The sequence below is a fragment of the Nonomuraea sp. SYSU D8015 genome (assembly GCF_008065375.1).
Taxonomy (GTDB): Bacteria; Actinomycetota; Actinomycetes; order Streptosporangiales; family Streptosporangiaceae; genus Nonomuraea.
In genome coordinates this window covers 259,159-285,136 of record NZ_VJYI01000009.1, presented here as the reverse complement: position 1 = coordinate 285,136, position 25,978 = coordinate 259,159, and the positions used below count along the sequence as shown (strand labels likewise).

At 72.3% G+C, this 25,978-nt stretch carries 22 protein-coding genes; 9 read left to right on the top strand and 13 right to left on the bottom strand.

All coding sequences use genetic code 11. From position 1 onward, the window contains the following. The first annotated feature begins 207 nt into the window (after window positions 1-207). From ID574_RS33560 to ID574_RS33550, 3 genes are all read left to right on the top strand, one after another. The gene (locus ID574_RS33560) at window positions 208-1,758 is read left to right on the top strand and encodes an MFS transporter (RefSeq protein WP_188192994.1); all 1,551 of its coding nucleotides are present in this window, start codon (window positions 208-210) and stop codon (window positions 1,756-1,758) included. Window positions 1,759-1,765: 7 nt separating this feature from the next. Next, window positions 1,766-2,368: a TetR/AcrR family transcriptional regulator gene (locus ID574_RS33555; protein WP_188192993.1), complete on the top strand. Its 603-nt coding sequence runs from the start codon at window positions 1,766-1,768 to the stop codon at window positions 2,366-2,368. A gap of 368 nt (window positions 2,369-2,736) precedes the next feature. Continuing rightward, window positions 2,737-4,824 (top strand): right-handed parallel beta-helix repeat-containing protein, encoded by a 2,088-nt coding sequence (locus ID574_RS33550; protein WP_188192992.1) that lies wholly within the window; start codon window positions 2,737-2,739, stop codon window positions 4,822-4,824. Here the strand turns inward: ID574_RS33550 and ID574_RS33545 are convergent. Both ID574_RS33545 and ID574_RS33540 read right to left on the bottom strand, forming a co-directional pair. Then, on the bottom strand, window positions 4,821-5,597 hold the full coding sequence (locus ID574_RS33545; protein WP_188192991.1) for an ABC transporter permease: 777 nt from the start codon (window positions 5,595-5,597) through the stop codon (window positions 4,821-4,823). The genes ID574_RS33550 and ID574_RS33545 overlap by 4 nt on opposite strands. Continuing rightward, window positions 5,594-6,499, bottom strand: a complete 906-nt coding sequence (locus ID574_RS33540; RefSeq protein ID WP_336245577.1) for an ATP-binding cassette domain-containing protein — start codon at window positions 6,497-6,499, stop codon at window positions 5,594-5,596. The genes ID574_RS33545 and ID574_RS33540 overlap by 4 nt, the downstream gene beginning before the upstream one ends. 84 nt (window positions 6,500-6,583) lie before the next feature. Between ID574_RS33540 and ID574_RS33535 the strand changes: the two genes are divergently transcribed. Beyond that, window positions 6,584-7,330, top strand: coding sequence for a TetR/AcrR family transcriptional regulator (locus tag ID574_RS33535; RefSeq protein WP_188192989.1), 747 nt, complete (start codon window positions 6,584-6,586; stop codon window positions 7,328-7,330). A gap of 31 nt (window positions 7,331-7,361) precedes the next feature. Here ID574_RS33535 and ID574_RS33530 read toward each other — a convergent pair whose 3' ends face one another. After that, window positions 7,362-8,513: a hypothetical protein gene (locus ID574_RS33530; protein WP_188192988.1), complete on the bottom strand. Its 1,152-nt coding sequence runs from the start codon at window positions 8,511-8,513 to the stop codon at window positions 7,362-7,364. Window positions 8,514-8,591: 78 nt separating this feature from the next. Here ID574_RS33530 and ID574_RS33525 point away from each other — a divergent pair, with 78 nt between their 5' ends. Beyond that, entirely contained in the window at window positions 8,592-9,263 is a 672-nt protein-coding gene (locus tag ID574_RS33525) for a TetR/AcrR family transcriptional regulator (protein WP_188192987.1), read from the top strand. Here the strand turns inward: ID574_RS33525 and ID574_RS33520 are convergent. Next, window positions 9,226-10,167: a PP2C family protein-serine/threonine phosphatase gene (locus ID574_RS33520; RefSeq protein ID WP_188192986.1), complete on the bottom strand. Its 942-nt coding sequence runs from the start codon at window positions 10,165-10,167 to the stop codon at window positions 9,226-9,228. The two genes, ID574_RS33525 and ID574_RS33520, sit on opposite strands and share 38 nt — an antisense overlap. A gap of 251 nt (window positions 10,168-10,418) precedes the next feature. Between ID574_RS33520 and ID574_RS33515 the strand changes: the two genes are divergently transcribed. Both ID574_RS33515 and ID574_RS33510 read left to right on the top strand, forming a co-directional pair. Beyond that, window positions 10,419-11,408 carry a sigma-70 family RNA polymerase sigma factor gene (locus tag ID574_RS33515; RefSeq protein ID WP_223167324.1) on the top strand — a complete coding sequence of 330 codons (990 nt, stop codon included), beginning with the start codon at window positions 10,419-10,421 and terminating at the stop codon, window positions 11,406-11,408. A gap of 61 nt (window positions 11,409-11,469) precedes the next feature. Beyond that, window positions 11,470-12,303, top strand: coding sequence for an SgcJ/EcaC family oxidoreductase (locus ID574_RS33510; RefSeq protein WP_188192984.1), 834 nt, complete (start codon window positions 11,470-11,472; stop codon window positions 12,301-12,303). A gap of 66 nt (window positions 12,304-12,369) precedes the next feature. Here ID574_RS33510 and ID574_RS33505 read toward each other — a convergent pair whose 3' ends face one another. The 4 genes from ID574_RS33505 to ID574_RS33485 form a co-directional block, all read right to left on the bottom strand. Further along, window positions 12,370-13,425 (bottom strand): sigma-70 family RNA polymerase sigma factor, encoded by a 1,056-nt coding sequence (locus tag ID574_RS33505; protein WP_223167323.1) that lies wholly within the window; start codon window positions 13,423-13,425, stop codon window positions 12,370-12,372. A gap of 434 nt (window positions 13,426-13,859) precedes the next feature. Then, the gene (locus tag ID574_RS33495) at window positions 13,860-14,636 is read right to left on the bottom strand and encodes a GNAT family N-acetyltransferase (RefSeq protein WP_223167322.1); all 777 of its coding nucleotides are present in this window, start codon (window positions 14,634-14,636) and stop codon (window positions 13,860-13,862) included. Then, window positions 14,633-15,691, bottom strand: a complete 1,059-nt coding sequence (locus tag ID574_RS33490; RefSeq protein WP_188192982.1) for a DNA alkylation repair protein — start codon at window positions 15,689-15,691, stop codon at window positions 14,633-14,635. Before ID574_RS33490 ends, ID574_RS33495 begins: the two co-directional genes overlap by 4 nt. Before the next feature lie 154 nt (window positions 15,692-15,845). Next, entirely contained in the window at window positions 15,846-17,606 is a 1,761-nt protein-coding gene (locus ID574_RS33485; protein ID WP_223167321.1) for an ABC transporter ATP-binding protein, read from the bottom strand. A 73-nt stretch (window positions 17,607-17,679) separates the two neighbouring features. On the opposite strand from ID574_RS33485, the gene ID574_RS33480 reads away from it, so the two are divergent. Continuing rightward, entirely contained in the window at window positions 17,680-18,246 is a 567-nt protein-coding gene (locus tag ID574_RS33480) for a TetR/AcrR family transcriptional regulator (RefSeq protein WP_188192981.1), read from the top strand. A gap of 9 nt (window positions 18,247-18,255) precedes the next feature. Here ID574_RS33480 and ID574_RS33475 read toward each other — a convergent pair whose 3' ends face one another. After that, the gene (locus ID574_RS33475) at window positions 18,256-18,759 is read right to left on the bottom strand and encodes an SRPBCC family protein (RefSeq protein WP_188192980.1); all 504 of its coding nucleotides are present in this window, start codon (window positions 18,757-18,759) and stop codon (window positions 18,256-18,258) included. Beyond that, window positions 18,756-19,118 (bottom strand): metalloregulator ArsR/SmtB family transcription factor, encoded by a 363-nt coding sequence (locus ID574_RS33470; RefSeq protein WP_188192979.1) that lies wholly within the window; start codon window positions 19,116-19,118, stop codon window positions 18,756-18,758. Before ID574_RS33470 ends, ID574_RS33475 begins: the two co-directional genes overlap by 4 nt. 365 nt (window positions 19,119-19,483) lie before the next feature. On the opposite strand from ID574_RS33470, the gene ID574_RS33465 reads away from it, so the two are divergent. Continuing rightward, complete coding sequence (locus ID574_RS33465) at window positions 19,484-20,656, top strand: MFS transporter (protein WP_223167320.1); 1,173 nt, start codon at window positions 19,484-19,486, stop codon at window positions 20,654-20,656. A 66-nt stretch (window positions 20,657-20,722) separates the two neighbouring features. Here ID574_RS33465 and ID574_RS33460 read toward each other — a convergent pair whose 3' ends face one another. From ID574_RS33460 to ID574_RS33450, 3 genes are read right to left on the bottom strand one after another with little or no spacing between them, the layout of a single operon-like run. Continuing rightward, a complete protein-coding gene (locus ID574_RS33460; protein WP_188192977.1) occupies window positions 20,723-22,498 on the bottom strand; it encodes an NAD+ synthase in 1,776 nt (591 codons plus the stop codon). Between the two features lie 33 nt (window positions 22,499-22,531). Next, complete coding sequence (locus tag ID574_RS62470) at window positions 22,532-24,013, bottom strand: BTAD domain-containing putative transcriptional regulator (RefSeq protein ID WP_188192976.1); 1,482 nt, start codon at window positions 24,011-24,013, stop codon at window positions 22,532-22,534. 49 nt (window positions 24,014-24,062) lie between these two features. Beyond that, window positions 24,063-25,922, bottom strand: coding sequence for a sensor histidine kinase (locus tag ID574_RS33450; RefSeq protein ID WP_188192975.1), 1,860 nt, complete (start codon window positions 25,920-25,922; stop codon window positions 24,063-24,065). Window positions 25,923-25,978 lie beyond the last annotated feature (56 nt).

The window sequence follows — 25,978 nt, the reverse complement described above, 5'->3', positions numbered from 1 at the left end:
ACGCGGCGAGGCAGGACGGTGGTGCGGGAGTGCCTGGGCTCTGTGGTCGCGACTGCTTCGGCTCAGTGCTCGGGGGGAGCCGTGGCGGCAGCCGGTGGGCGTCCGGAGTTGCGGAGGAGTTTACGAAACGGGACCGTTGCGTATCGGAATAGCTTGCGATACGTTGTCGTTGCGAAACTCAGACGTATCGAAATTAAGGATGTCTCCATGGATCCGAACGCAGGGCACCCGCGCCGATGGGCGATCCTGGGCGTGCTGGTGTTCAGCCTCCTGGCGGTCGTGCTCGACAACACGATCCTCAACGTGGCGATGAAGACCATCGCCGACCCGGTGGCCGGCTTGGGAGCGACGCAGAGCGAGCTGGAATGGGCGATCAACTCCTACACGCTCGTGTTCGCCGGATTGTTGTTCACGTTCGGTGTGATCGGTGACCGCACAGGGCGAAAGCGCATGTTGTTCATCGGCATGGCGCTGTTCGGCCTGGCCTCACTGGCCAGCGCCTACTCCCAGGATCCGATGCAGCTGATCCTGGCGAGGGCGGCGATGGGCATCGGCGGCGCGGCGATCATGCCGGCGACCCTGGCCATCATCTCCAACGTCTTCCCGCCCGCCGAGCGCGGCAAGGCCATCGGCATCTGGGCCGGTGGCGTCGGGCTCGCCGTGGCGATCGGCCCGATCACCGGCGGCCTGCTGATCGAGCACTTCTGGTGGGGCTCGGTCTTCTTGATCAACGTGCCGATCGTCGTCATCGGGATGATCCTCATCGCCACGATCGTGCCCGAGTCGAGGGACCCGAAGCCGTCGAAGCTGGACCCGTTCGGCGTGGTGCTGTCGATCATCGGCCTGGTGGCCGTCGTGTACGGCATCATCCGGGGCGGCTTCCTCGGCACTGTGGCCAGCGCCGAGGTGCTGGTGCCCGCGCTGATCGGCGTGGCGGTGCTGGGCGTGTTCGTGTGGTGGGAGCGGCGCATCGACCACCCGGTCTTCGACGTGCGCAACTTCTCCAACGTCCGGTTCAGCTCGGCCATCGCCATGATGGGCATCGTCTTCTTCGCGATGATGGGCGGGATGTTCTTCCTGACCTTCTACCTGCAGGTCGTGCTCGGCTTCTCGGCGCTGCAGGCGGGAGCGCTGATGATCCCGTTCGCCGCCGCGCAGCTCATCTTCGCGCCGCTCAGCCAGCGGGTGAACGAGCGGTTCGGCGCCAAGCTGTCGGCCACGGTCAGCATGATCATCGTCACGCTGGCGCTGGGCAGCTATGCGTTCATGGACCAGAACACGCCGATCGTGCTGATCGAGGTCATCTTCTTCGTCCAGGGCGCCGCGATGGCCAACATCATGCCGCCCGCCACCACCGCCATCATGGAGTCGCTCCCGAGGGAGAAGGCCGGCGTCGGCTCGGCCATGAGCAACACCGTCCGCCAGGTCGCCGGCGCGCTCGGCGTGGCCGTGCTCGGCTCGGTGCTGTCGTCCAGCTACCGCGGCCGAATGGAGCCCGTGCTGGCCGGCCTGCCCGCCGACGTGCAGCACACCGCCGGTGAGTCGCTCATGGCGACGATGGGCGTCGTCCAGGCGCTCGGCGAGCGGGGCCAGGCGCTGATCAAGCCCGCGTTCGCCGCGTTCATCGACGGCATGCACGTCACGGCGCTGGTGTCGGCGGCGATCGCGCTGCTCGGCGTCGTGGTGGTGGCCAGGTGGATGCCCGGCAAGCCCCAGCCTGTCCAGCAGGCTGAACAGAAGGAACCAGCGGTAGTGTGAGGCCGCGATGACGATCCAGGAATCCGGGACCGCCCGCCCCGCGGGCCGTCCGCGCAGTGAGAAGGCCGAGAAGGCGATCATCGAGGCGACCCTCGACCTGATCGGCGAGGGCATGGGCGTCTCCGAGCTGTCCATCGAGGCGATCGCCTCGCGGGCGGGCGTCGGGAAGACCACCATCTACCGGCGCTGGTCCAACAAGGAGGACCTGGTCGTCGACGCCCTCGCCACGCTCAAGGCGCCGGTGCCGCCGCTCGCCGGCACGTCGGTGCGCGACGACCTGATCAGCCTGCTCGACACGATGCGCAGCGAGGCCGGCAACCCCCGCAGCCGCTGCGTGATCAACATCGCGATGAGCGAGGCCGACCGCTATCCGCAGCTGATGGAGCGCTTCGTCAAACGGGCCATCGAGCCCCGCAAGGCGGCGATGCGGGACGTGATCAAGCGCGGCATCGCCTCCGGGGAGCTCAGGGCCGACCTGGACGTCGACATGGGCATGGCCATCCTGACCGGCACCATGATGTGGCACACCAAGTGGGGCCCGGCCGGGGACCTCCCGGCCGACCTGGCCGAACGCATCGTCGACGCGGCACTGGCCGGCATGACCCCATAGGCCCGCATTCCGTATGATCGCCTGCCGGCCTCTGCGCCTCTGGCTTTCCTGCGGCACCGCTTGGCCGGCCGGCGACGCCGGGACCTCTCAGCCGCCCTCGCCGCAGCCCTCGCCGCCCGGGAGCCGTCGACCGGAGGCAGACGGGGCCAGCGTGTTCCCGAAGAAGCAGGAAACGACATGGTCCTCCTTCGTCGCCGAATCGCCGGCCGCAAGAGGGGCGGAGAGGGACCGTGGAAGGGATCCTGCCGAGCACGGGGCCGGGAGCGCGGATGGCACGGGGTGCACGGGCGGCCGCCTCCGCGCTCGCGTACCACGGCCTGATCCTTTAGGTCTGGGCAGAACGTGAGCATCGTTCTACTGTCGCGGTCATGGCCCCCTTGCGAAGGATCGCGGCCATCGCCGCGTTCACGCTAGGAATGCTGTTACCCGCCGGCGCCGCCTTCGCGCACGAGGAGCGCCCGGTGACGCTGCCTGATGGCACGGGTACGGTGCCGCAGCTGCGGGCGGGCGAGCCCGACCTGCTGGTCTGCAAGTCGGACAAGGCCGAGTTCGAGCGTCGGATAGCGAAATTTCCGGAGGAGCTCAAAGAGCGCAACCGCCGCCTCTTCACGAAATGTCAGGAAAACGGGTCGCGACACGTACAGGAGGCCGTCGACCGGGCCGACCGCCCGGGAATGACGATCGCCATCCTCCCCGGCCTCTACCGCGAGGAGCCCAGCCAGGCCGCCCCCACCGGCGACTGCGCCCGCCTCCCCGCCCGCTGGGCCAAGGGCGGCTACCAGATCCTCAGCTTCGAACAGCAGCGTCAATGCCCCCACAACCAGAACCTCGTCGCCATCCTCGGCAAAGAGGACCTGCAGATCGAGGGCACCGGCGCGGGCCCGCTGGACGTGATCATCGACGCCGAGTACCGCAAGCTGAACGCCGTCCGTGCCGACCGCGCCGACGGCGTGTACTTCAAGAACTTCACCGCGCAGCGCACCACGTTCAACTCCCTGTACGTGCTCGAAACCGACGGCTTCGTCATCGACCAGGTCCTCACCCGCTGGAACGACGAGTACGGCTTCCTCACCTTCGCCAGCGACCACGGCCTCTACACCGACTGCGAGTCGTACGGCAACGGCGACGGCGGCCTCTACCCGGGCAGCGCCGCCGACATCAACGACGGCCGCGGCCACGACGTCCCCCGCTACGCCATCGAGATCCGCCGCTGCAAGAGCCACGACAACGCGCTCGGCTACTCGGGAACCGCGGGCGACTCCCTGTGGGTGCACGACAACGAGTTCTACGACAACATGGTGGGCGCCACGATGGACAGCCTCTGGCCCTCCCACCCCGGCCTGCCGCAGAACCACGCCAGGTTCGAGAACAACAAGATCTACGACAACAACCGCGACTACTACCGGCACACACGCGACGGCACCTGCGCCAAGCCCCCGGCCCAGCGCGGCTACGAGCAGGGCGTGGTCTGTCCGCAGGTGGGCGTCCCGTCGGGCACGGGCGTGCTGGTCGCCGGCGGCAACTACAACGTGTTCGAGGACAACCGGGTCTGGGGGCACCGGCGGGCGGCGTTCCAGCTGTTCGGCGTGCCCGCGTTCATCAGGGGCGAGACCGACCTGGCCAAGCAGGCCGACACCTCCGACTACAACCGGTACGAGGGCAACGTCTTTGGCGTCGCCCCGACCGGGGAGCGGCGGCCCAACGGGCTCGACGTGTGGTGGGACGGGCAGGGCACCGGCAACTGCTGGCAGGGGGACACCGGCACGTCCTCGCCCGCCGTGCTCCCGGTCTGCGCCGACCGGGCGCCCGAGCTGTCGGGCGGGACGAACCGGCTGCTGGCCGAGCCGGTGAAGCTCGTCAAGCTGTACCTGTGCGCCGACTTCAGCGCCTCCGCGGCGCGATTCCCCGCCGGGTGCGACTGGTTCGGGGCGTCAGGGGTCGGCAAGGTCGAGACCCAGCTGGCGCTGGGCGGCTCGGCGGTGCTGGGCCTGCTGGCCGGGCTCTTCTGGTGGCGGTCCCGCCGCGCCGTGCATCCCGGGCGGAACGGGCCGTCCGCCAACGGTGTGCCGCCCGCCGTGGCGGCACACCTGCGGCGCAGGCACCGGCTGATCGTGGCGGGGACCCTCACGGGGCTGGCCGGGCTGGGGCTCGATGTGGTGGCGGCGGCCGTGGACGGCCCGTCGCCGGCCGGGGTCGCGCTGCTGCTCATGGCGGCCTGGTGGCTGTGCCTGGGGACGGCGTCGCGGGACCTGCGGCCGGTGTTCGGGTGGTTCACGATCGTGGTGGGCGTGCTGGCCGCAGCGGACGCCTTCGACCGGCTGGTGCTGCTGATCCCGCTCATCCCGCTGGGGCCCGGGTGGATCCGCGGGCTGGTCACCGGGGTCTGGGTGGTGTGGGCGGCCATGGTGGTGGCGTCCTCGCGGAGCCGTACGGCGGAGGAGAGCCGCGCCGGCTAGGCGGCCGTCCGGCGGCGGAACAGCACCGCCGCGATCGGCGCGCTCACCGCCACCACACCCGCGAGCCAGACCGCCGCCACCACCCCGGACGACCCCATCGGCAGGTCCAGCAGCAGCGACCGCAAAGTCGCCACGACGGGTGTGACCGGCTGGTTGTAGGCGAAGTCACGCAGCACGGCCGGCATGGTCTCGGCCGGCACGACCCCGTCCGACAGGTACGGCAGGAACAGCACGACGAAGCTGAACGCCCCCGCCGCCTGCGTCGACTTCACCAGCAGCCCCCAGAGCACCGCCAGTGACGACATCGCCAGCACGTACCCCGCCACCAGCGCCAGCACCAGCCCCCAGTCGGCGAGCGAGGCATCCGGGCGGAAGCCCAGCACGACGGCCGCGAGCAGGGCGAAGCCGCAGGCGGCCACGTTGCGGAGCACCGAGGCGACCACGTGGCCGGCGGGCACCACCCAGCCGCCGATCGGCAGGGTGCGGAAGCGGTCGATCATGCCTCCGGTCATGTCGCCGGCGATGTTCACGGCGGTCAGCGCGGCCCCGTACCCGCCCGACATGAGCAGCACGGCGGGCACCACGAAGTCGATGTAGGCCAGCCCGCTGGACCCGGTGGTGATCGCGCCGCCGAAGACGTACACGAACAGCACCATGATGATCACGGGCAGCGCGGTGTTCACGATGAGGCCGTCGAGCACGCGCACCTCGCGGCGCAGGTCGCGGACGACGAGGCGGCGCAGGTCGGCCGCCGCGGTGAGGACGCCGCTCATGCCGCGGCCGCCGTGAGCTCGAAGAACACGTCGTCGAGCGTGGGGGTGCGCAGCTCCACGTGCTCGACGCCGACGCCGGCCCGGTGCAGGGCGTCCAGCGCGCGGCGCAGGTGGTCGGGGCCCTGGAGGGCCAGTGTGAGCTCCCGCTCCTCCACACCGGCATAGGTTCCGAGCGCGGCCGCGGCGCGGGGTGCGTCCGCGGTGGCGGACAGGCGCAGTACCAGGCGTTCGGTGCCGACCTGGCGCTTCAGCGCGGCGGGGGAGTCGTCGGCCACGACGCGCCCGCCGCTGATCACCACGACCCGGTCGGCGAGCTGGTCGGCCTCCTCCAGGTATTGCGTCGTGAGCAGGATCGTGGTGCCCGAGGCCAGCAGCTCGCGGATCACCGACCACAGCTCGGCCCGGCTGCGCGGGTCCAGCCCCGTCGTCGGCTCGTCGAGGAAGAGGATGCGGGGCGCCGACACCATGCTGGCCGCCAGGTCGAGCCGCCGCCGCATCCCGCCCGAGTACGTCCCCACCAGCCGGTTCGCCGCCCCGGCCAGGTCGAAGCGCTCCAGCAGCTCCTCGGCCCGCCGCCGGGCCCGGCGCCCCTTCAGGTGGTAGAGGCCGGCGAACAGCTCCAGGTTCTCCCGCCCGGTCAGCAGATCGTCCACCGTCGCCTGCTGAGCGGTCAGCCCGATCATCCGGCGCACCGCGACGCCCTCGCGCGTCACGTCGTGGCCGCCCACCGTGGCGGTGCCGCCGTCGGGCGCGAGCAGCGTGGTGAGGATGCGCACGGTGGTCGTCTTGCCCGAGCCGTTGGGGCCGAGCAGCGCCAGCAGCGAGCCGGTCGGCACGGTCAGGTCGATCCCGGCCAGGACTTTGTTCCCGCCGAAGGACTTGGTCAGTCCTCGGGCGCGCACGGAATCTGTTAATGGCGTACTGTGTATGACGTTCATAGTTTTAAGATAATGCACAATCCTAGGAGCGGGTCAAGGAGGAGTTCGATGGCGCAGGAGCGGTCGCTGCCGTCCGTGGTGGAGCGCATGTGGGGGCGTGAGCCGGTGACGCGCCGGGGGCCGCGCCCGCGGCTCGACCTGGCCAAGATCGCCGCCGCCGCCATCGAGATCGCCGATGCGGAGGGGCTGGCCGGGGTCTCGATGGCGAGCGTGGCCTCGCGGGTGGGGGTGGCGGCGACGGCGCTCTACCGGTACGTCGGCAGCAAGGAGGACCTCCTCACCGTCATGGCCGACAGCGCGGCGCCGCTGCCGCCCGAGCCGGCGGGCATGCCCTGGCGGGACTACCTGGCCTTGTGGACGCGGGCCCACCGCGACGTCCTGCTCGACCACCCGTGGCTGCTTTCGGTCGGCCGGCTCGTCCCGCCCATGGGGCCGCGGCGGCTGCTGTGGCTTGACCGCGCCCTGGCCGCCCTCGACGGCACCGGCCTGGACGACGGCGAGAAGATCAACGTGGCGAGCGCCCTGACCGGGTACGCGCTCACCGAGGCGGCCCTCGTCCACAGCGTCGGCGGCGGCGACCCGCAGATGGAGGAGGCCGGGATCACAGGGGCCGGCGACTACGGCGAGGTGCTCGCCGGCGTGCTCGACCCCGAGACCTACCCGTCCCTGTCGGCCGCGCTGCGCTCGGGTGCCTTGGGCGGCGCCGAGGGCTGGGTGGACGACGAGGACTTCAGCTTCGGGCTCGACCTGCTGCTCGACGGCGTCGAGGCGCTGATCCGGCGGCGAGGAGCCTGATCGGGCCCGAGACGTTGATCCGGCGGGCGCGCTAGGCGGCGATGTCGGACGGGATCAGCTGCTCGGTGAGCAGCCTCCGGACCCGGTCCGGGCGCGTCGCGGCCCAGGGCCGCAACAGCTCCCATCCATGGAAATATCCGAATATGTACGGGCTTGCCGGGGACGGCTTGAGCAGCCCCATCGCGGCCGCCACCTCGTCGTCGCTGTAGAGCGACCACCGGGACAGGTATTCCGCCACCTCGGTGTCGGCACGTCCCTCGACGGCGAGGAACGTCGCGTTCCCCCACACGCCCCACAGCACGTTCTTGGCGTGGTGGATCGCCGCGAAGTCGCTGCCGTCGGGCCGGATGCCGACTTCGGGGAAGATGTGCTGGTTCAGCCAGGTCTGCGCCTCGTCGTCGGGAAAAATGATCTCCTCGGCGAGCAGGCCGAGCCCTTCGCTGAGCACGAACGACGGGGACAGCATGAACCGCACCCGCTGTTCGGGAAGGCCCTCCTTGAGCATCGATTCGGCGATGTGCCCGGGATGCCCCTCGTGGGAGACGAGATACAGCAGGTCGGCCAGGTTGAACGGGATCGCCTTGTTGATGTGGATCGTGGACCTCAGGCCGCCCTCGTAGTCGCCGGCCCCGTGGAACGCCACACCCTCCACCAGCCGGCAGCCGACCACCTCGTCCTCGGGCAGCGGGACGATGGCGTTCGTCCGCGTCCGCGTCTCGGTCACGGCCTTGGCCACCAGATCGGGCAGCCGGTCGATCTCGTCCAGCGTGTGCGCGGCCTGCCACGCCCGCAGCCGCTCCGCCAGCGACCCCGGGCCCTTCGGCAGGGCGGCGTCCAGCTCCGCGTGCGCCGCCTCGAACACCGACTCCGGCACCCGCCGCGGCTCCAGCCCCAGGCACTCCCGCGCGTACTCGGCCAGCGGCAGCCGCTCCCCGTCCAGGTGCCGGGCGACGGCCCGCATCGCGCGTACCTGTGCGGCCAGGTAGGGGGATGGGGCGCTCTCCAGCAGCCGCTCGGCGTCGTCCGCCAGCCTCCCCGGCGTGGCCGGCGGCTCGTTCCGCACCTGCGCGTCCCACTCCTCGGGGCCCTTGTAGATGAGCAGGGTGCCGCTGAGCGCGGACTCGGCGACCAGCCGGTTGATCCGCAGCGCCAGCGTCGCGTAGTCGCGCTGCCAATCGGTCATCGATCCTCCTTCGCGTCGTGGTCTGGGGCGCCTAAGCTAGCCGTACGGTTTTCCGTACAGTGCACGGAAGAGGGGGAGATGCCGGAATCCATCTGGTTCCGCGACGACGCGCGCCGCGTACGCAGGCCGCGGCTGTCGCGCGAGCGCATCGTCGAGGCCGCCGTCGCCCTGCTCGACGCCGAGGGCGTGAACGGCTTCTCCATGCGGGCCCTGGCCGCGCGCCTGCGGGCCGGCACGATGTCGCTCTACGAGTACGTCAAGAGCAAGGAGGACGTGCTCGACCTGGCACTCGACGAGGTGATCGGGGAGATCGACACGGAGGAGCACGGCGCCTGGCGGCAGACGATCGTCCATCAGCTCACCCAGAGCAGGCAGGTCATGCGCCGCCACCCCTGGATGGCCGCGCTCACCGGCACCCGCCCCCTGCTCGGCCCGAACGCGCTGGCCCGCTCCCGGCTCTTCTACTCCGCCCTCGCCGCCGCCGGGCTGAGCGGCCCCGCCCTGACCGCCGCCGTCGGAGCCCTCACCTACTACGTGAACGGATACGTGGCCGCCGAGAACACCTGGTGGGCCACCGTGCGCACGCCCGACGCGGACGCCGAGATCCGCGAGCGCGTCGCCCGGTTCCTGGAGGACAACGCGACGGAGCTGTCCCGGCACGCGCACGTGGACGACGGCGACTTCGACCGGCATTTCCTGCTCGGGCTGGACATCATCCTCGACGGCATCGAGGCCCGGCTACCGGGATGAGCAGCGCCGTGACGTTGTCCTGACCGCCGGCGTCGAGCGCGTATCCCACCAGCGAACGCGCACCCTGGAGAAGGCCGCCGTGCCCGTATGCGGCGCCGTTCCCGGGCCCCTCGCCGTTTCCAAGCCCCTCGCCGTGCTCGGGCCCATTGCCGCGTCCGTGCAGGTCGCTGTGCTCGTGCAGGGCGTCGTGGTGGCGCGGGGCTGGGCGCCTGTGCGGGGCGCTGTGGTCGCGCAGGGCATCCGGGTCCGGGAGGTGCCGCCACAGGCCGTCGGTGCACAGCAGCAGGAGGCCGGGACCGTGCGGGCGGTAGCCGCGGATCCGCGGCTCCGGCTCGCCGGCGTCGGCGCCCAGCCAGGCGGCCAGGGCGTCGTGCTCGCCGACGTCGTCCTCGGTCAGCGCCATCCCCACGCCCTCGTCGGGCAGCCAGTAGGCACGGCTGTCCCCGATCCAGCAGGTCCAGATCCCCTCGGGGCCGGCGATACCGGCGACGTACGTACAGGCAGGGGCGTCGAGCGGCGGTGCGGCCAGGGCGGACACCGCGCGGGACGCTCGCATCGCGGCGGACGTGAGCGCGTCCTCCGGCAGGAGGCCCGCGCGCAAACCCGCCGCCAGAGCCGTCACACCCGCCTCGGCGGCGACCTGGGCGGCTCGCTCAGGACGGGGCGACATCGACACGCCGTCGCACACCACGCCGGCCGTCCATGCCCCCACCGTGGCCAGCGCCATCGCGTCGGCGTTGACGCCGCGCCGCAACCCCCGGTCGCTGACGCCCGCCGCACCGTCCGAGGCCGTGATCTCCAGGTGAGAGCGGAAGCCGGGCTGCGCCGCGCCGCAGTCCCAGCAGCGGCCGTCCGGAGCCACGGCCCCGCCCTCGCACGCGACACAGCCTGTCGTCTCGGTCATCGCCCCTCGATCATCTCAGGTCCCGGGCCTTGCGGCGCTGTAGCTTGGCCTCGGAGCAGACGGTGATGGGATGGGTGACGGCGAGAAGCTGGGCGGGGGAGCGGTCCGGCGGCGAGGCGAGACACTCCGGCGAAGTGAGAGCACGCTCCCACGGCGAGGCAGGGCGCTCCGGCGGAGCCAGAGAGTGCCACGGTGATGCGGGAGGGTACTCCGGGGACGCCGGAGGGAGGGCGGAGGAAGGGAGCGGGCCGGTGGACGGTGCGGCGGAGCTGGTGGCGGCGGCTCAGGCAGGGGACCGGGACGCGTTCGGTCGCCTGGTCGGCCCGTTGCGGGACGAGCTGCGCGCACACTGCTACCGGATGCTCGGCTCTGTCCACGACGCCGAGGACGCGGTCCAGGACACCCTCGACCGGGCCTGGCGCAGCGTGGCGCGCTTTGAGGACCGGGGGTCGATCAGGGCGTGGCTCTACAAGATCGCGACCAACCGGGCGCTGACGTTGATCGAGCGGCGGGCACGGCGCGAGCTGCCCACCGACCTGAGCCCCGAAGGCGCGCCCGTGGCCGAGGTGGCGTGGCTGGAGCCGTACCCCGACCGGCTGATGGGCTGGACGGCGGAGCTCGGCCCCGAGGCGCGCACGGTGGCCAGGGAGAGCGTGGAGCTGGCGTTCGTCGCGGCCCTGCAGCACCTGTCGGCCCGGCAGCGCGCCGTCCTGCTGCTGCGGGACGTCCTCGGCTACGCCGCCGCCGAGGCCGCCGACCAGCTGGACACCACGGTCGCGGCGGTCAACAGCGCGTTGCAGCGGGCCCGCAAGGTCCTCGCCGAGCTGATGCCCGAGGCGAGCCAGCGGCGCGCGCTCGACGAGCTGGGCGAGCCGGCGCAGCGGGACCTGGCCCGCCGGTACGCCGCCGCCTGGGAGGCCGGCGACGTCGAGGCCATCGTCACCATGCTCACCGAGGACGCGAAATACTCGATGCCGCCGCTCCCGGCCTGGTACCAGGGCCACGACGGCATCCGCGGCTTCCTCCTCGAAGGACCGCTCAGGCGCCGCTGGCGGCTGCTGCCGGCGCGGGCGAACGGGCAACTGGCGTTCGGCACGTACATGTGGGACGACGACCGCGCCGCGTACGTCCCGGCGGGCCTGGACCTGATCGTCGTTCGCGGCACCGGGATCGCCGAGGTCGTCTCGTTCCTGGAGGCGGACTTCCGGGAATTCGGTCTTCCGGCCGAGCTGCCGCGATGATTTCCCGGCCTCACCCGGGTTGTAGTCCTGACGGAACCACGAACCCGGAAGGACCACATCCATGGTCACCGACGAAGAGCAGATCCGCGAGCTGATCCAGCGCTGGGCCGAGGCGGTGCACGCCGGCGACATGGCCGGCGTCCTCGCGGACCACGCCGGCGACGTCGTGATGTTCGACGTGCCGCCGCCGTACGAGGGCGTGCGCGGCCTCGACGCCTACCGCGAGACCTGGCCGGGCTTCTTCCAGTGGCAGGCGCAGGGCGCCTCGTTCGAGATCGAGACCCTGGACGTCACGGCCGGCTCCGACGTCGCCTTCGCCCACGCGCTGCTGCGCTGCGGCACCCCGGGCGAGCTCGCCGCCGACCCGGGGTTCCGGCTGCGGCTGACGCTCGGCTTGCGCAAGGAGGACGGCCGCTGGGTCGTCGCCCACGAGCACCACTCCTTCCCGATCCGGGACCAGGGCGGGGCGGAGGAGGAGGTGCGCAAGTTGCATCAGCGCTGGTACGACGGCACCGCCGCCAAGGACCTGGACGGCATGATGGCCGCCATCGCCGACGACATCGTCTCGTACGAGCATGAGACGCCCCTCCAGCACGTAGGCGTCGACGCGGTCCGCGAGGTCTGCGCGCGCGGTCTCGACGCCGCGGACGGCGGGGACGTCACCCTCGACATCCCCGACCTGAAGATCCTGGTACGCGAGGACCTCGCCCTGGCATGGGGCCTCAACCACGTCCGCGTCGTCGGCAAGGACGGGGAGGAGACCGACATGTGGTCGCGCGGCACGCGGGTGTTCGAGCGCAGGGACGGCGCGTGGCTGATGGTCCACCAGCACCTGTCGTTCCCGGTGGACCAGGTCACCGGCGAGGCCAGGACCGACCTGCGCCCGTCACGTTGACGCGCTCGCCGCCCGGCGAGGCGGCGATGCAGACGTCGCTCCGCCATCCGCCGCCACGCGTGGGCTTCACCGCCGGGCTGAAGCCCGGGGCGCTGCGGACGGCTCGGGTAGCGAGGCGGGCAGCCCGAACGCCGGGAAATGGCCGGAGCCGATGAACGAGGTGATCTCGGCGACGCGGTCGCCGCGCAGCGTCAGCACGTTGATCGCCCAGCCCAGATGTGCGCCGGCGGCGTCGTCCCAGAGGTAGGAGGCGACCGCGGGCTGGCCGTTCGCCTGCGTGGGAAGGTGCCGCCAGGAGCCGCACGAGCCCAGCGGCAGCCGCGTCGCGAAGTCGGTGACGGCCTCCAGGCCGCGGTACCAGTGCGGCAGCGGCGGCATCGACCACGTCACGTCCTCGGTGAGCAGCGCGACCAGGGCGTCGGCGTCCCCGCGTTCGAGCGCGGCGGCGTATCCCGCGACGATCTCCCGCACCCGGGCGTCGCCGACCGCCCGCAGCGTCTCCTGCTGGGAGGGCGACTGCACCCGGTCGGCGACGATCTTGCGCGCGCGTGCCAGCGCCGAGTTCACCGACGTGGTCGTGGTGCGCATCATGTCGGCGATCTCGGCGGCGGAGAAGCCCAGGACCTCGAACAGCACCAGCGCCGCCCGCTGATTGCCCGGCAGGTGCTGCAGGGCCGCGACGAACGCCAGCTCGACGGCCTCCCGCCGCTCGTAGCGCGCGTCCGGATCGGAGCCAGGGTATGGGCCCAGCCACGCCACGTCCGTGCGGGGAGCGCCGTCGGTCACGGCGCGGTCGCTGGCCGGGCCGAGATCGACCGGCAGGGCGCGCTTGCCGCGCGTCTCGACGAGGTCCAGGCAGGTGCGGGTGGCCACGGTGTAAAGCCACGAGCGCAGCGTGCTGCGGCCCTCGAACCGCGCCAACCCGCGCCAGGCCCGCAGCAGCGCATCCTGCAGGGCGTCGTCGGCGTCGTGGGCGGAGCCGAGCATGCGGTAGCAGTGGGCGTGCAGTTCCCGGTGCAGCGGCGCGACGAGGCGCGTGAAGGCCGCGTCGTCCCCTTCACGTGCCCGGTCCAGGTCCTCGGTCGCCGGAGATGTGGTCGCCGACGGGGAAATCTCGCTCACAAGTGACGATTCTGCCCCACTGCTCCGACAATTCCCGGCGCTCTCCACACCCGGCGCTCCTTGCACCGGGCCATGGGTCATGTGTGTGGAGGGCGCCGGGTCCCGCTCCACATGCCGGGCGCTGCTTGGTGGCGGTTCATATGCCAGGGCTGCTTGGTCACGGTCCATTGGCCGGCGCCCCTGGGCCGCGGTTCATACGGCGAGGCGCTGGGGCGTGGTTCCTACGCGCGGTGCTGGGACGTGGTTCCTACGCGCGGTGCTGGGGCCGGGCTCGCGTGTCTGGCACCCCGGACCTGCGACTGCCTTGCATCCAAGGTCTCAGAGGCGGCGAGTGCTGTGTATCGACCCCGACGCCATCGCCGAGCACTACTGGCACCTGCACACCCAGCCCCAAGGCAGATGGGACCACGAGGTCGTCCACGGCGGCACGGCGGTCAGCGCGTGAGCTTCCAGAGCCATCCGATGGCCCGCAGCCCGAGCCGTGCCGCCACCCGCTGAGAGGACAGGTTGTCCGCCCTCGTGCTGTAGAACATCGGGCGGGCGCCGCTCACGAGACCCGCCCAGACGGCGGTGGTGGCGGCCGCGTAACCCCGGCCGCGGGAGGCGGGCGCGGTCCAGGTGCCTGCCTCGGCGCCGGCGGGCGTGCTGCGCGCGGTGTGGCAGATGGCGGCCACCTGCCCGTCCTCGACGATCATCGCCCACGGCGCGCCCTCCCCGCCGGCGACCAGCTCGTCCCACTCCTCCGGCTCCCAGGTGCCGGGCCGCAACGGGCGGACCAGCTCGGCATGCGCCGGATCCTCGGAGCGGAGCACGGCGGCAGGGGCGTCGAACCTCACAGGCGGGCACACCAGGTAGCTCGGCCCGCCGGATACGGTGAGGCCCCCACCCAGGAGCGCCCGGCACTCGTCGAGCAGGGGAGCGGGGATCTCCCGGGGCGCGAGAGCGGCGGGCGGCCGCTCCGGGGGAGCGGATGCATCGCGGTGAGTGGCGGCGGAAGTGCCCGGTGGTCGTAGCGAAGGGGGCGGCGCCGGCCGCGTCACGACGTCGAGCAGGCGCGCGGCGAGCGGGTCGGGCACGTGGCGGGACACCGCCGCCGTCATGCCGTCGGCCGCCACCCCGATCACCATGTCTTCAGGTCCCGGGAGCCTGCCCCGCTCGTCGAGCCGCCAGATGACGCCCAGCTCGGCGCGCAGCAGATCGACGTCACTCATGGTGAGCCGCCTTCGACCAGGGCGAACACGGCGGTCGCGGCCACCCGGCCGTTGACGATCACGTCGAGCTCCCTCGGCCCCGGCGGCTCGTCGCGCGTGGTCACCGGGCGGAACGAATGGGTCTTGCGTAACGTGAACGCCGCCCCGGCCTCGGCCGCCTCGCGCTGCCCCAGGTGGAAGACGCGGCGCGAGCCCGGGCGGCGGATCGCGTATTTCAGGACCAGCGGCCCGGCCACGTCAGCCCTCACCGTCACCGTGAACCCCAGCTTGTCGCCGACGGCCACCGCGCCGGCCGCCAGCTCCAGCAGCTCCACCGCGCCGCTCCCCGGGCTGGCGCCCACCAGCGCGAGCGCCCCGGGATGGCCGGCCCGCAGCAGCCCGCGCACCGCGTGCCGCAGCACCCGCTCCACGTGCGAGCCGCCGTCGGACCGCCAGCGGGCCAGCAGCTCCAGCGCCACCTCCGGATGGTCTTTGGCCAGGTCGTTGACGTGGTTGGCGACCGAGCGGCGGACGTATTCGCTCGGGTCGTCGCGCAGCCGGTCGAGCAGGGGGAGCGTCGGCCCCGGCGTCATCAGCCAGCTCACCCGCGGGGCCCACGGCAGCCGCGGCCGCGAGCCCTCCGACGCCAGCCTGCGCAGGTGCTCGTCCGGCGACTCCGCCCAGCCGTACATGATCTTGATTGCGTCGTCGCGGTAGCGCTCCAGGAAGGGCCGCACGGCGAACTCGCCCGTCGAGTGGGGGGTGAGCACGGCCAGCGTCTCCATCGCCGCGTCCAGGTGATCGACCCCGTGGAGGGCCGTGTGGTCGGTGGCCGGCCAGCCGCTCCACATGTCGAGCGCCACCCGCGAGGCGCACTCGCGGACGAACCCGGCGGCCTGCGGATAGGGGAGCGGAAGCGCCTCGTGCAGCGCGGCGGCGACGTGGCTGACCCGGCTCTTGAGCTCCAGAGCGTCGATCCCGTCCAGGGCCGCCGCCACGAACCGGGCCCGGGGGAACGCCGGCCACGCCGCGGACAGCCCGTCGGCCAGCACCGACACGGAGCTTGCGTTGATCATGTCTTTCAGGGGTGGAGCCACGAGGTCACTCTGCCAGCCGCCACCGACAAATCCCCGGACGTGTCTCAGCGGCCGGCCGTGGCACTCCCGGAGTCGCTGAGGGTCCGTCGCGGCCTTCCCGGAGCTGCTTTGGCGCCGCCCTCCCGGAGTCGCCTCAGCGGCCCGCCGCGGCTTTCCCCGAGGCGGCGATGCGCAGGGCCGTGACCAGCTCCCGGTAGAGGTCGTCGCCGGCCAGCAGTTCCTCGTGGGTGCCCTGGGCGCGGACGCGACCGGCCTCCATGACCACGATGCTGTCCGCGTCCATGACGGTCGACAGCCGGTGCGCGATCGTGACCACGGCTCCGGCCTCGGCCCGGCGGCGGATGCAGTCGTGGATCGCCGCCTCCGTGAGCCCGTCCAGCTGCGCGGTCGCCTCGTCGAGCAGCAGCACGTCCGGCGTTCGAAGGAGCGCCCGGGCCAGCGCGATGCGCTGCCGCTCGCCGCCGGAGACCTGCGTGGACGACAGCGGCGTGTCCAGCCCGTCGTCGAGCACGCCGATCTTCTCGGTCAGGCGGACCTCGCGCAGCACCCGGGCCACCTCCTCCTCGGTGGCGTCCGGGTGGGAGAACACCAGGTTGTCGCGGATGGTGCCCGGCACGATGGGCGTGTCCTGCTCCACGTACGCCAGCCGCGCCCTGATCTGGTCACGGGTCAATTCGCCGTACGGGACGCCGTCGAGCAGCAGCGTGCCCTCCTGAGGCTCCAGGAAGCCGAGAACCAGGGAGAACAGCGTGGTCTTGCCCGCCCCCGACGGCCCGACGATCGCGAGGTGGCCGCGCCGCGGGATGACCAGGTCCACGCCGCGCACGGCGGGCTCGGCGTCCGGGCCGTAGGCGGCCGTCACGTTCCGCAGCTCCAGCACGGGGCCGGAGCCCGCCTCGGCGCCCGTCCGCACGCCTGGCCCGGCGACCGGCTCGGTCTCCATGGAATCGACCTCGCGGATGCGCTCGGCGGCGGCGATGCCGGACTGCAGGGCGGTGATGTTCTGGCTGAGCTCCATGATCGGCTCCATGAGCCCGAACGCGTACAGCAGGAACGCGATGAGGCTGGACACCTCCAGCTGACCCGCGCTCACCCGCCAGGCCCCGACGCCGAGGATCAGGACGATCGCCAGCTGGATGCCCGTCCAGGCGATCGTCCAGGCCGTCGCCTCGGCCCGCACCGAGCGCACCCCCTGCTCGGCCGAGGACCTGGCGTGGGCCAGGATGCGGTCGGCCTGCCGGGACTCGGCGCGGCTGGCCTTCACGGTCCTGATCGCCCGCAGAGCGCCCTCCAGCACCCCGCCGAGCAGGCCGACCTGCTCCTGAGCCCGCTCCTGCGCCTTGGCGATCGACGGCATGAGCAGCGCGAACAGCACGACGACCACCAGCACGGCCACCACCGTCACGCCCACCAGGACCACGTCGAGCACCGTCATCAGGACGAGCGTCCCGATCAGCATGACCGCCCCGTTGATCAGCCCGATCACGCTCGAGGTCGCCGCCTCACGCAGCAGCACCGTGTCCGAGGTGACCCGCGTGACGAGCTCGCCCGGAGGACGCCTGGTCACCGCCGGCACGGTCGCGCGCAGGAGGCGCCGCACCATCGACTCCCGCGCCTCCAGCACGACCCGCTCGCCGAGCGCTCCCAGCGCGGTCCACTGCCAGAGCGAGAGCGTCACTCCGACCACGAGCAGCCCCAGCAGCGCCAGGACCGGGCCCGCCAGGGACTCCCCGGTGCCGAGCGCGTCGAGCACCCACTTGGTGACCATGGGCGAGGCCAGGCCCATCGCGGAGCCGGCCAGCGCGAGCACCAGACCGAGCGCCAGCGTCCGGACGTGCGGACGGGCGAAGGACCACAGAACCCGCAGCCGCGGGAACGACTTTGGAACATCCATACCCATGATGGAACACTGATGTTCCAAAATTGTCAAAGCTGTTCTTTTATGGAGGAAGCGCTACCGTAGTGCCATGGACACAGCCGCCCCGACCGGCACGCGAGCGCGGACCAGGCGCGCCATCCTCGACGCCGCCGTCTCCGTGCTCGCCAAGAACCCCGCCGCTTCACTGGCGGACATCGCCGCCGCGGCCGGGGTCGGGCGCACCACGATCCATCGCTACTTCCCCGAGCGCTCCGACCTGCTGGCCGCCATCGGGGCGCACCTGCTGGAGCTGATCGACGTCGCCACCACCCGGGCGCGCCTCGACGACGGCACGGCCGCCGAGGCGCTCGAACGCGTCTGCCAGGAATACTTCGAGCTCGGTGAGGCGCTGCAGTTCGCCTTCGAGAACCCGCAGACGCAGTCGGTCGACTGGGAGACGGAGACCGATGCCGACCGGGCCCTGGCCCGGCTCGTCGAGCGCGGTCACGCCGAGGGCACCATCGATCCGGACCTGCCGCCGGCGTGGGTGGCGGAGGCGCTGTGGGCCCTGCTCTACACCGCCTGGCAGCACACCCGCCACAACGACGTGCCCAAGCACGCCTCGCTGACCCTGTGCCTGCGCACGCTCAGAAAGGTGATCGCGCCCGGCGGCTGACACCGGCGGCTACTCGTCCGCCGCGGTGAGCTGCTCGTAGTACGGCTTCATCGCGGGGTAGTAGTCGTCGAAGGCGGGCTTGGGGGAGCCGTCGCGGGAGGCGACGAGCATGTCGAGGTAGTACTCCCAGCCGGGGCCGACCTCGCCGGTCCCCTCCTCGGTGGCCAGGTGCTGGACGAAGCGCAGCTCCGTCGTGCCGTCCGCCTCGGACAGCAGCAGCTCCAGATGCCAGGAGCCGGCCTCGTCGACGGCGGATATCTCCAGCCGGCGCGGCGGCTCGCACGCCTCGATGCGCATCTCGGACCAGGGCGTCTCCTCCTCGTACAGCAACTGGACCTTGATCGTCCGGCCTGGCCCGGCCTGGCCCTCCCAGGGGCCGAACCAGCGGGCCGTGCGCTCCGGCTCGGTGATGCTGGCCCACACGTCCTCGGCGGGCGCGCGGAAAGTCCGGGTGAGGACGAGATCGCTGCCGGTGTCCGTCCGGAACAGCTTGCCGGTGGGGAAGCGGTTCATGCGGAGTCTTCCTCTCTGCTGGCTTCGGGGCCGCGCGAGCGGCGTTCGCGGCGGGTGCGGTAGACCTCGGTCTCCAGTGCGTCGAAGCGGTGCTCCCATCCGGAGGGCCGGAGGAACTGGGCGAGCCAGGCGGCCAGGTCGGTGAATCGCTCCGGGGCGAGCGTGTAGAAGCGCTGCCTGCCGACGAGCTCCGCGCGTACCAGCCCGCTCTGTCTGAGCACGCGCAGGTGGCGGCTCACGGCGGGGCGGCTGATCGGGAAGCTCTCGGCCACCTCGCCGGCCGATAGCCGTCCGTCCTTGAGCATTACCAGGATCTGCCGCCGCACTGGATCCGCGATCGCCCCTGCCACCTCGTCCACGGCAAAAAGCGTAACCTACTGGTTACGCGTTTGCCAAGACTCCATCGGGTGTGGGTCGCCGGCCGCCCCACCCGCTGCCCCGGTGCCGCCGCCGGGCCTGTGGGTGGCGCGACGGCTCATACGCGGGGCATGCGGGCGGGCATGACGCGGCGGACGGTGCGAACCCGTTGAGGAGGCCGGGAGTCCGTCGGGGTGCGGAAAACCGTTGGGATCGGCGGGCCGGCGGTCCGTAAGATGCGCCTCGGGCGGCGCGCCGCCGCTCAGCGAGGCCATGGGGAGCGGTGATGCGCAGAAGGTCCTGGTCCGGGCGGCTTCGCCCGCCGCGCTGAGCCATGAGGGCGGGCGCGTTCAGAGGCGGGCCGGACGTGGCGCGCACGTTCCTGACGTGGTCGTTCCTGCGGGCGGTGTGCCACCGGGGCTACGTGCTCACCTCCGGCCTCTACTTCGTGCTCGTCGCCCGCCTCTCCGCCGCCGAGATCCTGCTCCTCGGCACCGTCATGGCCGTCACCATGCTGGTGTCGGACATCCCCATCGGCATGTGCTCGGACGCCGTCAGCCGCAAGTGGGCGCTCGTGGCCGGGCACGCCTTCCTGGCCGCGGGGATGGTGATGACCGGCCTGGTGACCTCGTTCCCGTGGATCGCGGCGACGCAGGCGCTGTGGGGACTGGGATGGGCGTGCCTGGCCGGCGCCGACGTCGCGTGGCTCACCGACGAGCTGGACGAGCCCGGCCGGACGGCTCGGGTGCTGACCGCGGGCGCCCGCTGGGATCTCGCCGGGCGCGCGGCCGGCATGATCGCGTTCGGCGGGCTCGGGTGGGCGGCCGGCCTGGCGACGGCGATCGTGGTCTCCGGCGCCGGCATGGCGGTGCTCGGACTGTACGTCGCGACGGTCTTCACCGAGCACGGCGTCACGCCGGCGCGCACGCGGAGGCTGAGGACATCCCTGTCGATCTTCGGGCGCGGCCTCGGCCTGGCCCGCCGCGACAACGAGATCCTGCTCGCGCTCGCCGCCACGACGGTCGTCAACGGCGCGGTGATGATCAGCTGGCTGTTCCCCAGGCAGCTGATCGCCCTGGGCTTCCCGGGCGACCCCACCCTCTGGTACGCCGCGCTCGGCATCGTCTCCTCCGCGGCCGGCGCCGCCGCCCTGCGCCTCGTCCAGTCACGCATCGACGGGCCGGGCGCCGCCCGGCGGATCTACGTGCTCGCCTGCCTCCTCGGACCGGCGGGCCTGGCCGCGCTGGCGTACGCGCCCGGCGCCCTCGCCGGCGGCCTGGGCGTGCTGCTCGTGAGCGGGATCGCCGACCCGCTCGTCCGGGTCGTCAGCGTGATCTGGGTCAACCGGCGCGTCACGAGCGACGTGCGGGCCACCGTGCAGTCGTTCCTGTCGCAGGCCGAGACCGTCGGCAAGATCCTCGGCGGATTCGCGCTCGCCGCCCTCGCCCAGGCCGCCGGAGCCCGGGCGACGCTCCTGGCCGCGGGTGCGCTCATCGTGCTCGCGGGGGCGCTGGCCGCACGCTCCCGCGCCGGCCGTTGAGCGAGCTCCTCGCGCCGGTGCGAATTCGGCCATGGCGGCACCGTAGCGGGGCGGCCCGGCAGTTTCTCAGGCGGTGTTCTCGCGCCACCGGTTGGTGATGGGCAGACGGCGGTCACGGCCGAAGTTCTTCGGCGTGATCTTGGGGCCGGGAGGGTACTGGCGGCGCTTGTACTCCGCCAGGTCCACGAGCCTGATCACCCGCGCCACCAGCTCGGGGTCGTGACCGGCCGCGATGAGCTCCTGAGAGCCCATGTCCTTCTCCACGTAGTCGTCCAGCAGCCGGTCCAGCACCTCGTACGGAGGCAGCGAGTCGGTGTCGCGCTGATCGGGCCGCAGCTCCGCGCTCGGCTCCTTGACGATCGAGTTCTCCGGGATCGGGCGCTCGGACTGCAGCAGGAACTGCGGGTCCGAATGGGCGTTGCGCCACTTGGACAGCTCCCACACCATCGTCTTCGGCACGTCCTTGATCGGCGCGAAACCGCCGGCCGAGTCGCCGTAGAGGGTGGAGTAGCCGGTCGCGAGCTCGCTCTTGTTGCCCGTGGTCAGCACCAGATGGCCGTGCTGGTTGGACAGCCCCATGAGGATCATGCCGCGCACCCTGGCCTGGAGGTTCTCGGCGGCCAGGCCGGACAGCTCGATCTCCTTCTCGAAGGCGTTGACGACGTCGGCGATCGGCGCGATCCGGGAGTTGACGCCCTGCCGGCGCACCAGCTCCTCGGCGTCCGCAAGCGAATGCTCGGAGGAGTAGCGCGAGGGCATGAGCACCACGTTGACGCGCGAGGGGCCGATGGCGTCGGAGGCGATCGTGGCGGTCAGCGCCGAGTCGATGCCGCCGGAAAGGCCCAGGATCACCGACTGGAAGCCGTTCTTGCGCACGTAGTCCCGCACTCCGAGCACCAGCGCCGAATAGACCTCCGCGTGCAGGTCCAGCCGCTCGGCGATGCGCGCGGGCTCGGCGGGATAGGGCGCCACCGGCTCCTGCGACAGCACGAGCCGCTCGACGGTGATCGTGGAGCCGTCGCCCGCGTCGTACGGGAACCTCCCCGGCTCCGCGTCCGAGACCGGCAGGTCGTCCAGGTCGACCACCAGCAGCTCCTCCCGGAACTGCCCGGCCCGCGCCACCAGCTCGCCCGAGGCGTCCACCACAATGGAGTCGCCGTCGAAGACCAGCTCGTCCTGCCCGCCGACCTGGTTCACGTAGACGAGCGGGCACCCGGCCTCGCGGGCGCGGCGCGCGCACAGCTCCAGGCGGACGTCGTCCTTCTCCTTCTCGTACGGCGAGGCGTTCGGCGCGACCAGCAGCCCGGCCCCCGCCTGCCCCACGACGGACACCGGCCCGCCCTCCTGCCAGAGGTCCTCGCAGACGGCGATCGCCACGTCCACCCCGTGCAGCCGGAAGATCGGCAGCCGGTCGCCGCGCACGAAATAGCGGTATTCGTCGAACACGCCGTAGTTGGGCAGGTGGTGCTTGGCGGTCCTGGTGACCACCTCGCCCTTGTGGAGCAGCGCGGCCGCGTCCAGCGGCGCGCCCTTCGGCTGCCCGACCCGGGGCGCGAGTCCGGCCCGGTCGACGTAGCCGACCACCACGGGGAGGTCGCCCAGGCCCTCGCGCTCGAGCCGGCGCGCCACCTCCTCCAGGGTCCGGATGCTGGCGTCCACGAAGGACGTGCGCAGCACCAGGTCCTCCACGGGGTAGCCGGTGAGGAACATCTCGGTGAAGACGACGAGATGGGCTCCGCGGTCGGCGGCGTCGCGGGTCCACGCGAGCAGCTTGTCCGCGTTGGCGGTCAGGTCGCCGACGGCTGGGTTCGTCTGTGCCAGGGCAATGCGCAGTTGGGCCACGCGACCAAGACTAGTACGCCCCGATTTTTATCGTCAAAGCGACGAAAAGTGGGCTTTGTCACCTGGCGTGACCAACCCCGACTCGTACGCGGCCATGACCAGCTGCGCCCGGTCGAACAGCCCGAGGTGCTCCAGGAGCGACTTCACCAGGATCGCCACCTCCTCCTCCGGCAGGGAGAGCGTCTGCCCGATCTGGCGGTTCGTGAGGCCCCTGGCGACGAGTTTCAGCACGTCGAGCCGGTCGTCCGACAGCCCGGCCAGCGCCGGGGGAGAGGCCGGGTCGGTGCGTCCGGCGAACGCCGAGATCAGCCGCGTGGTGACCGCCGGGTCGATGAGCGCGTCCCCGGCCGCGGCGGCCTTGATCGCCGCGAGGAACTGCTCCGGAGGCGCCGTCTTCAGCAGGAATCCGCTCACCCCCGCCCGCAGCGCCGCATAGAGGTTCTCGTCGCTGCCGAACGTGGTCATCATGACCACCTTCGGCGGCTGCTCCCCGGCCAGGATCCGGCGGGCGGCGGCCAGGCCGTCCAGGCGCGGCATCTGGATGTCGAGCAGCACCACGTCCGGCCGCGTCTCGCGGACGCCCGCGATCGCCTCCTCGCCGTTGCCGGCCTCGCCGGCCAGCGCGACCCGCGGGTCGCTGTCCAGCATGGCGCGCAGCCCCGCCCGCACGAGGGCCTGGTCGTCGGCCACCAGCACCCGCAGCACGTCGCCCTCCGGCTCGGCGGGCGCGGCCGCCGGCTCCGCGGCCTCGGGCGCCTGGGCGGGAGGCGGCTCCTCCAGGCGCTGGGCGAGCATGTCCGCCTCCAGCCGGCGGAGCCCGGCCGACAGGTCCAGGCCCAGCTCGTCGCGCCACACCGCGCGCGCCCTGCGCAGCGCCGCCAGCGCGTCGCCCTGGCGGCCCATCCGGTAGAGGGCCACGGCCAGCAGCCGCCAGGCCTCCTCCCGCAGCGGATGCGCCTGCGCGTGCGCCTCCAGGTCGGCCACCAGCGACGTCGCCCGGCCCAGCGCGAGCCCGGCGTCGCCCCGCCGCTCGACGGCGATCAGCCGCAGCTCCTCCAGCCGGCCCGCCTCCGTCGCGGCCCAGCTCAGCTCGCTGAACTCGGCCAGCGCCGGCCCCCGCCACAGCCCCAGAGCCTGGTCCATGGCCGCCCACACCTGAGCCGGCGAGCCGTCCGACTTCACCAGGCTCTCGAAGTGCCAGGCGTCCACCTGCTCGATCCCGGCCCGCAACGCGTAGCCGGGCGGCGCGGACACCAGCACGCCGGCCTCCTCGCGCGGCGCGCGATCGGGCTCCAGCGCGCGGCGCAGGCGGGATACATATCCCTGGATGGTGGACAGGGCCTGCGCGGGCGGGCTGCCCGGCCAGAGCTCGTCGATGAGGGTGTTCACGGGCACGGCGCGGCCGCCGGCCACGAGCAGGCGCGCGAGCACCGCCCGCTGCCGCTGGCCGCCGAGGTCGAGAGGGTCGCCGTCCGCCCATGCCTGGAACGGTCCTAGCGCGGTGAATCTCAGCATGTCACGCGTAACTGTAGAGGGAGAATGCGTCCAGGTACATGGCGAAATGTCACAGTGGGAGCTCGGCATGGACAAGGGTTCCTCCTTCTTCGGCCTCCCGGACGACACAGGTGCCCCCGAGTTCGGCCGCCCGCTCGCGCATGGAGCCCAGCCCCACGCCCGGCCGGACGTCCGGCGGCAGCCCCACGCCGTCGTCGGCGACGCTCACGCGGAGGAACCGGTCGTCGCGCCGCAGGCTGATCGTGATCCGGGAGGCGCGGGCGTGCTTGCGGGCGTTGGTGAGCGCCTCCTGGACGATGCGGTACGCGGCCACCTCGACCGCCGCGGGCAGCCCGTCAAGGTCGCCCGAGGACTCGATCGGCGCCCGCGCCAGCTCCTCGACCGCGCCCGCCAGGCCCAGCTCGTCGAGGGCGGGCGGGCGCAGGCCGTACACGAGCTGCCTGATGTCGCCGCTCACCGCGTCCATGCCGGCGCGCAGCTCGGCGAGCAGACGGTCGGTCTCCTCCGGCGAGGTGCGCATGGTCAGGCGGGCGGCGTTGATCGACATGGCCATGCCGGTGAGCGACTGCCCGAGCCCGTCGTGCAGGTCGCGGCGCAGCCGCCGGCGCTCCTCCTCGCGCGCGGTCAGAATGCGCTCGCGGGAACGTTGCAAAGCCGCCGTCAGGCGCAGGGCGTGGGCGGCGTCGGCGATGTACGGCGTCAGCGTGGCGATCACCCGCTCGTCGTGCGCCGCCGGGAACCTGCGCCGGTCGGTCGGCCCGATCAGCAGCCGCCCCACCGGCTCCCCGTGCCACACCAGCGCGATCGTCTTGGCGGCCGGCGGCGCCCCGCCGGCGGCGTCCGGGCCCGCCGCGACGGCCCCCGAGGTGGTGACCGTGCCGTCCACCTCCACCGCGACGCCGGTCACCGACAGCCCTTCGCGCAGCACGTCCAGCGTGGCCAGCAGCCCGTGCAGCGGGTCGGCGTGCTGGAGCCGGTTGCGCAGCCGCCTGGCCAGCGCGCTCGGCACGCCGGTGCTGCCGTAGAGCAGCCGGTCCACGCCGCGCTGCAGGCCGCGCCGCATCGGCTGGAAGAACGCCCCGGCGAACACCGCCGCCGCGACCCCCGCGACCCGGTCCACCTCCGACAGGAAGACGCTGGCCGCCGCGCTCACGGCCACGTACACGCCCATGATCACGATCGCCAGGCCCGTGCCCACCAGCGCGCGGCTGATCAGCGTGTCGATGCCGAACAGCCGGTAACGCAGCACCGCCACCGCGATGGCCGCCGGGACGAACGGGATCGTCAGCGAGGCGATCCACCACACCTGCCCGCCCACGATCCACGGGACCAGCAGCCCGGGCAGCGCCACCAGCAGCCACAGCAGCTGCCGCCGCTCGACCGCGTCGCCGCGCTTCCACCGCACCACCAGCGAGGCGAACGCCAGCGCCATCGCCGAGGCCACCATCCAGTGCGCCGGGTCCCTCAGGCCCTTGTGACCGAGCGCCATCCCCGCCCAGTCGAGCGCCATCCCGGTCACGGCCAGCCAGACCACCCACCGCCAGCGCTTCGACAGCAGCGATCCGACCGGGTAGAGCAGCGGGAGCAGCACCCCGAGGGTCAGCTCGAGGATCTGCCACGTCAGGTTGACGATCACCCGGCCGTGGACCGCGCTGCCGTACACGAGCTGGAAGACGTTCGCCGACAGGATGTTGGCCGCGGCGCTCAGCCCGCCGACGCACAGAAGCCACCCGATGACCAGGCGCGGCCTGCTGTAGACCAGGATCGCGCCGAAGACGGGGAAGGCGGTCCCCGCCATGTCCTCGGGCGCGAACGGCAGCGGCGTGTAGGAAGGTTGAGGCAACTGCGCCGTCACCCAGATGTCGATGAGCTCCAGGACGACGGCGACCGTGGCGATGCCGATCGCCACGCTCCTTCCGAATGCGGCGCGGCGCATCCCACCTGCCCTTCCCGAACCCCAAGCGG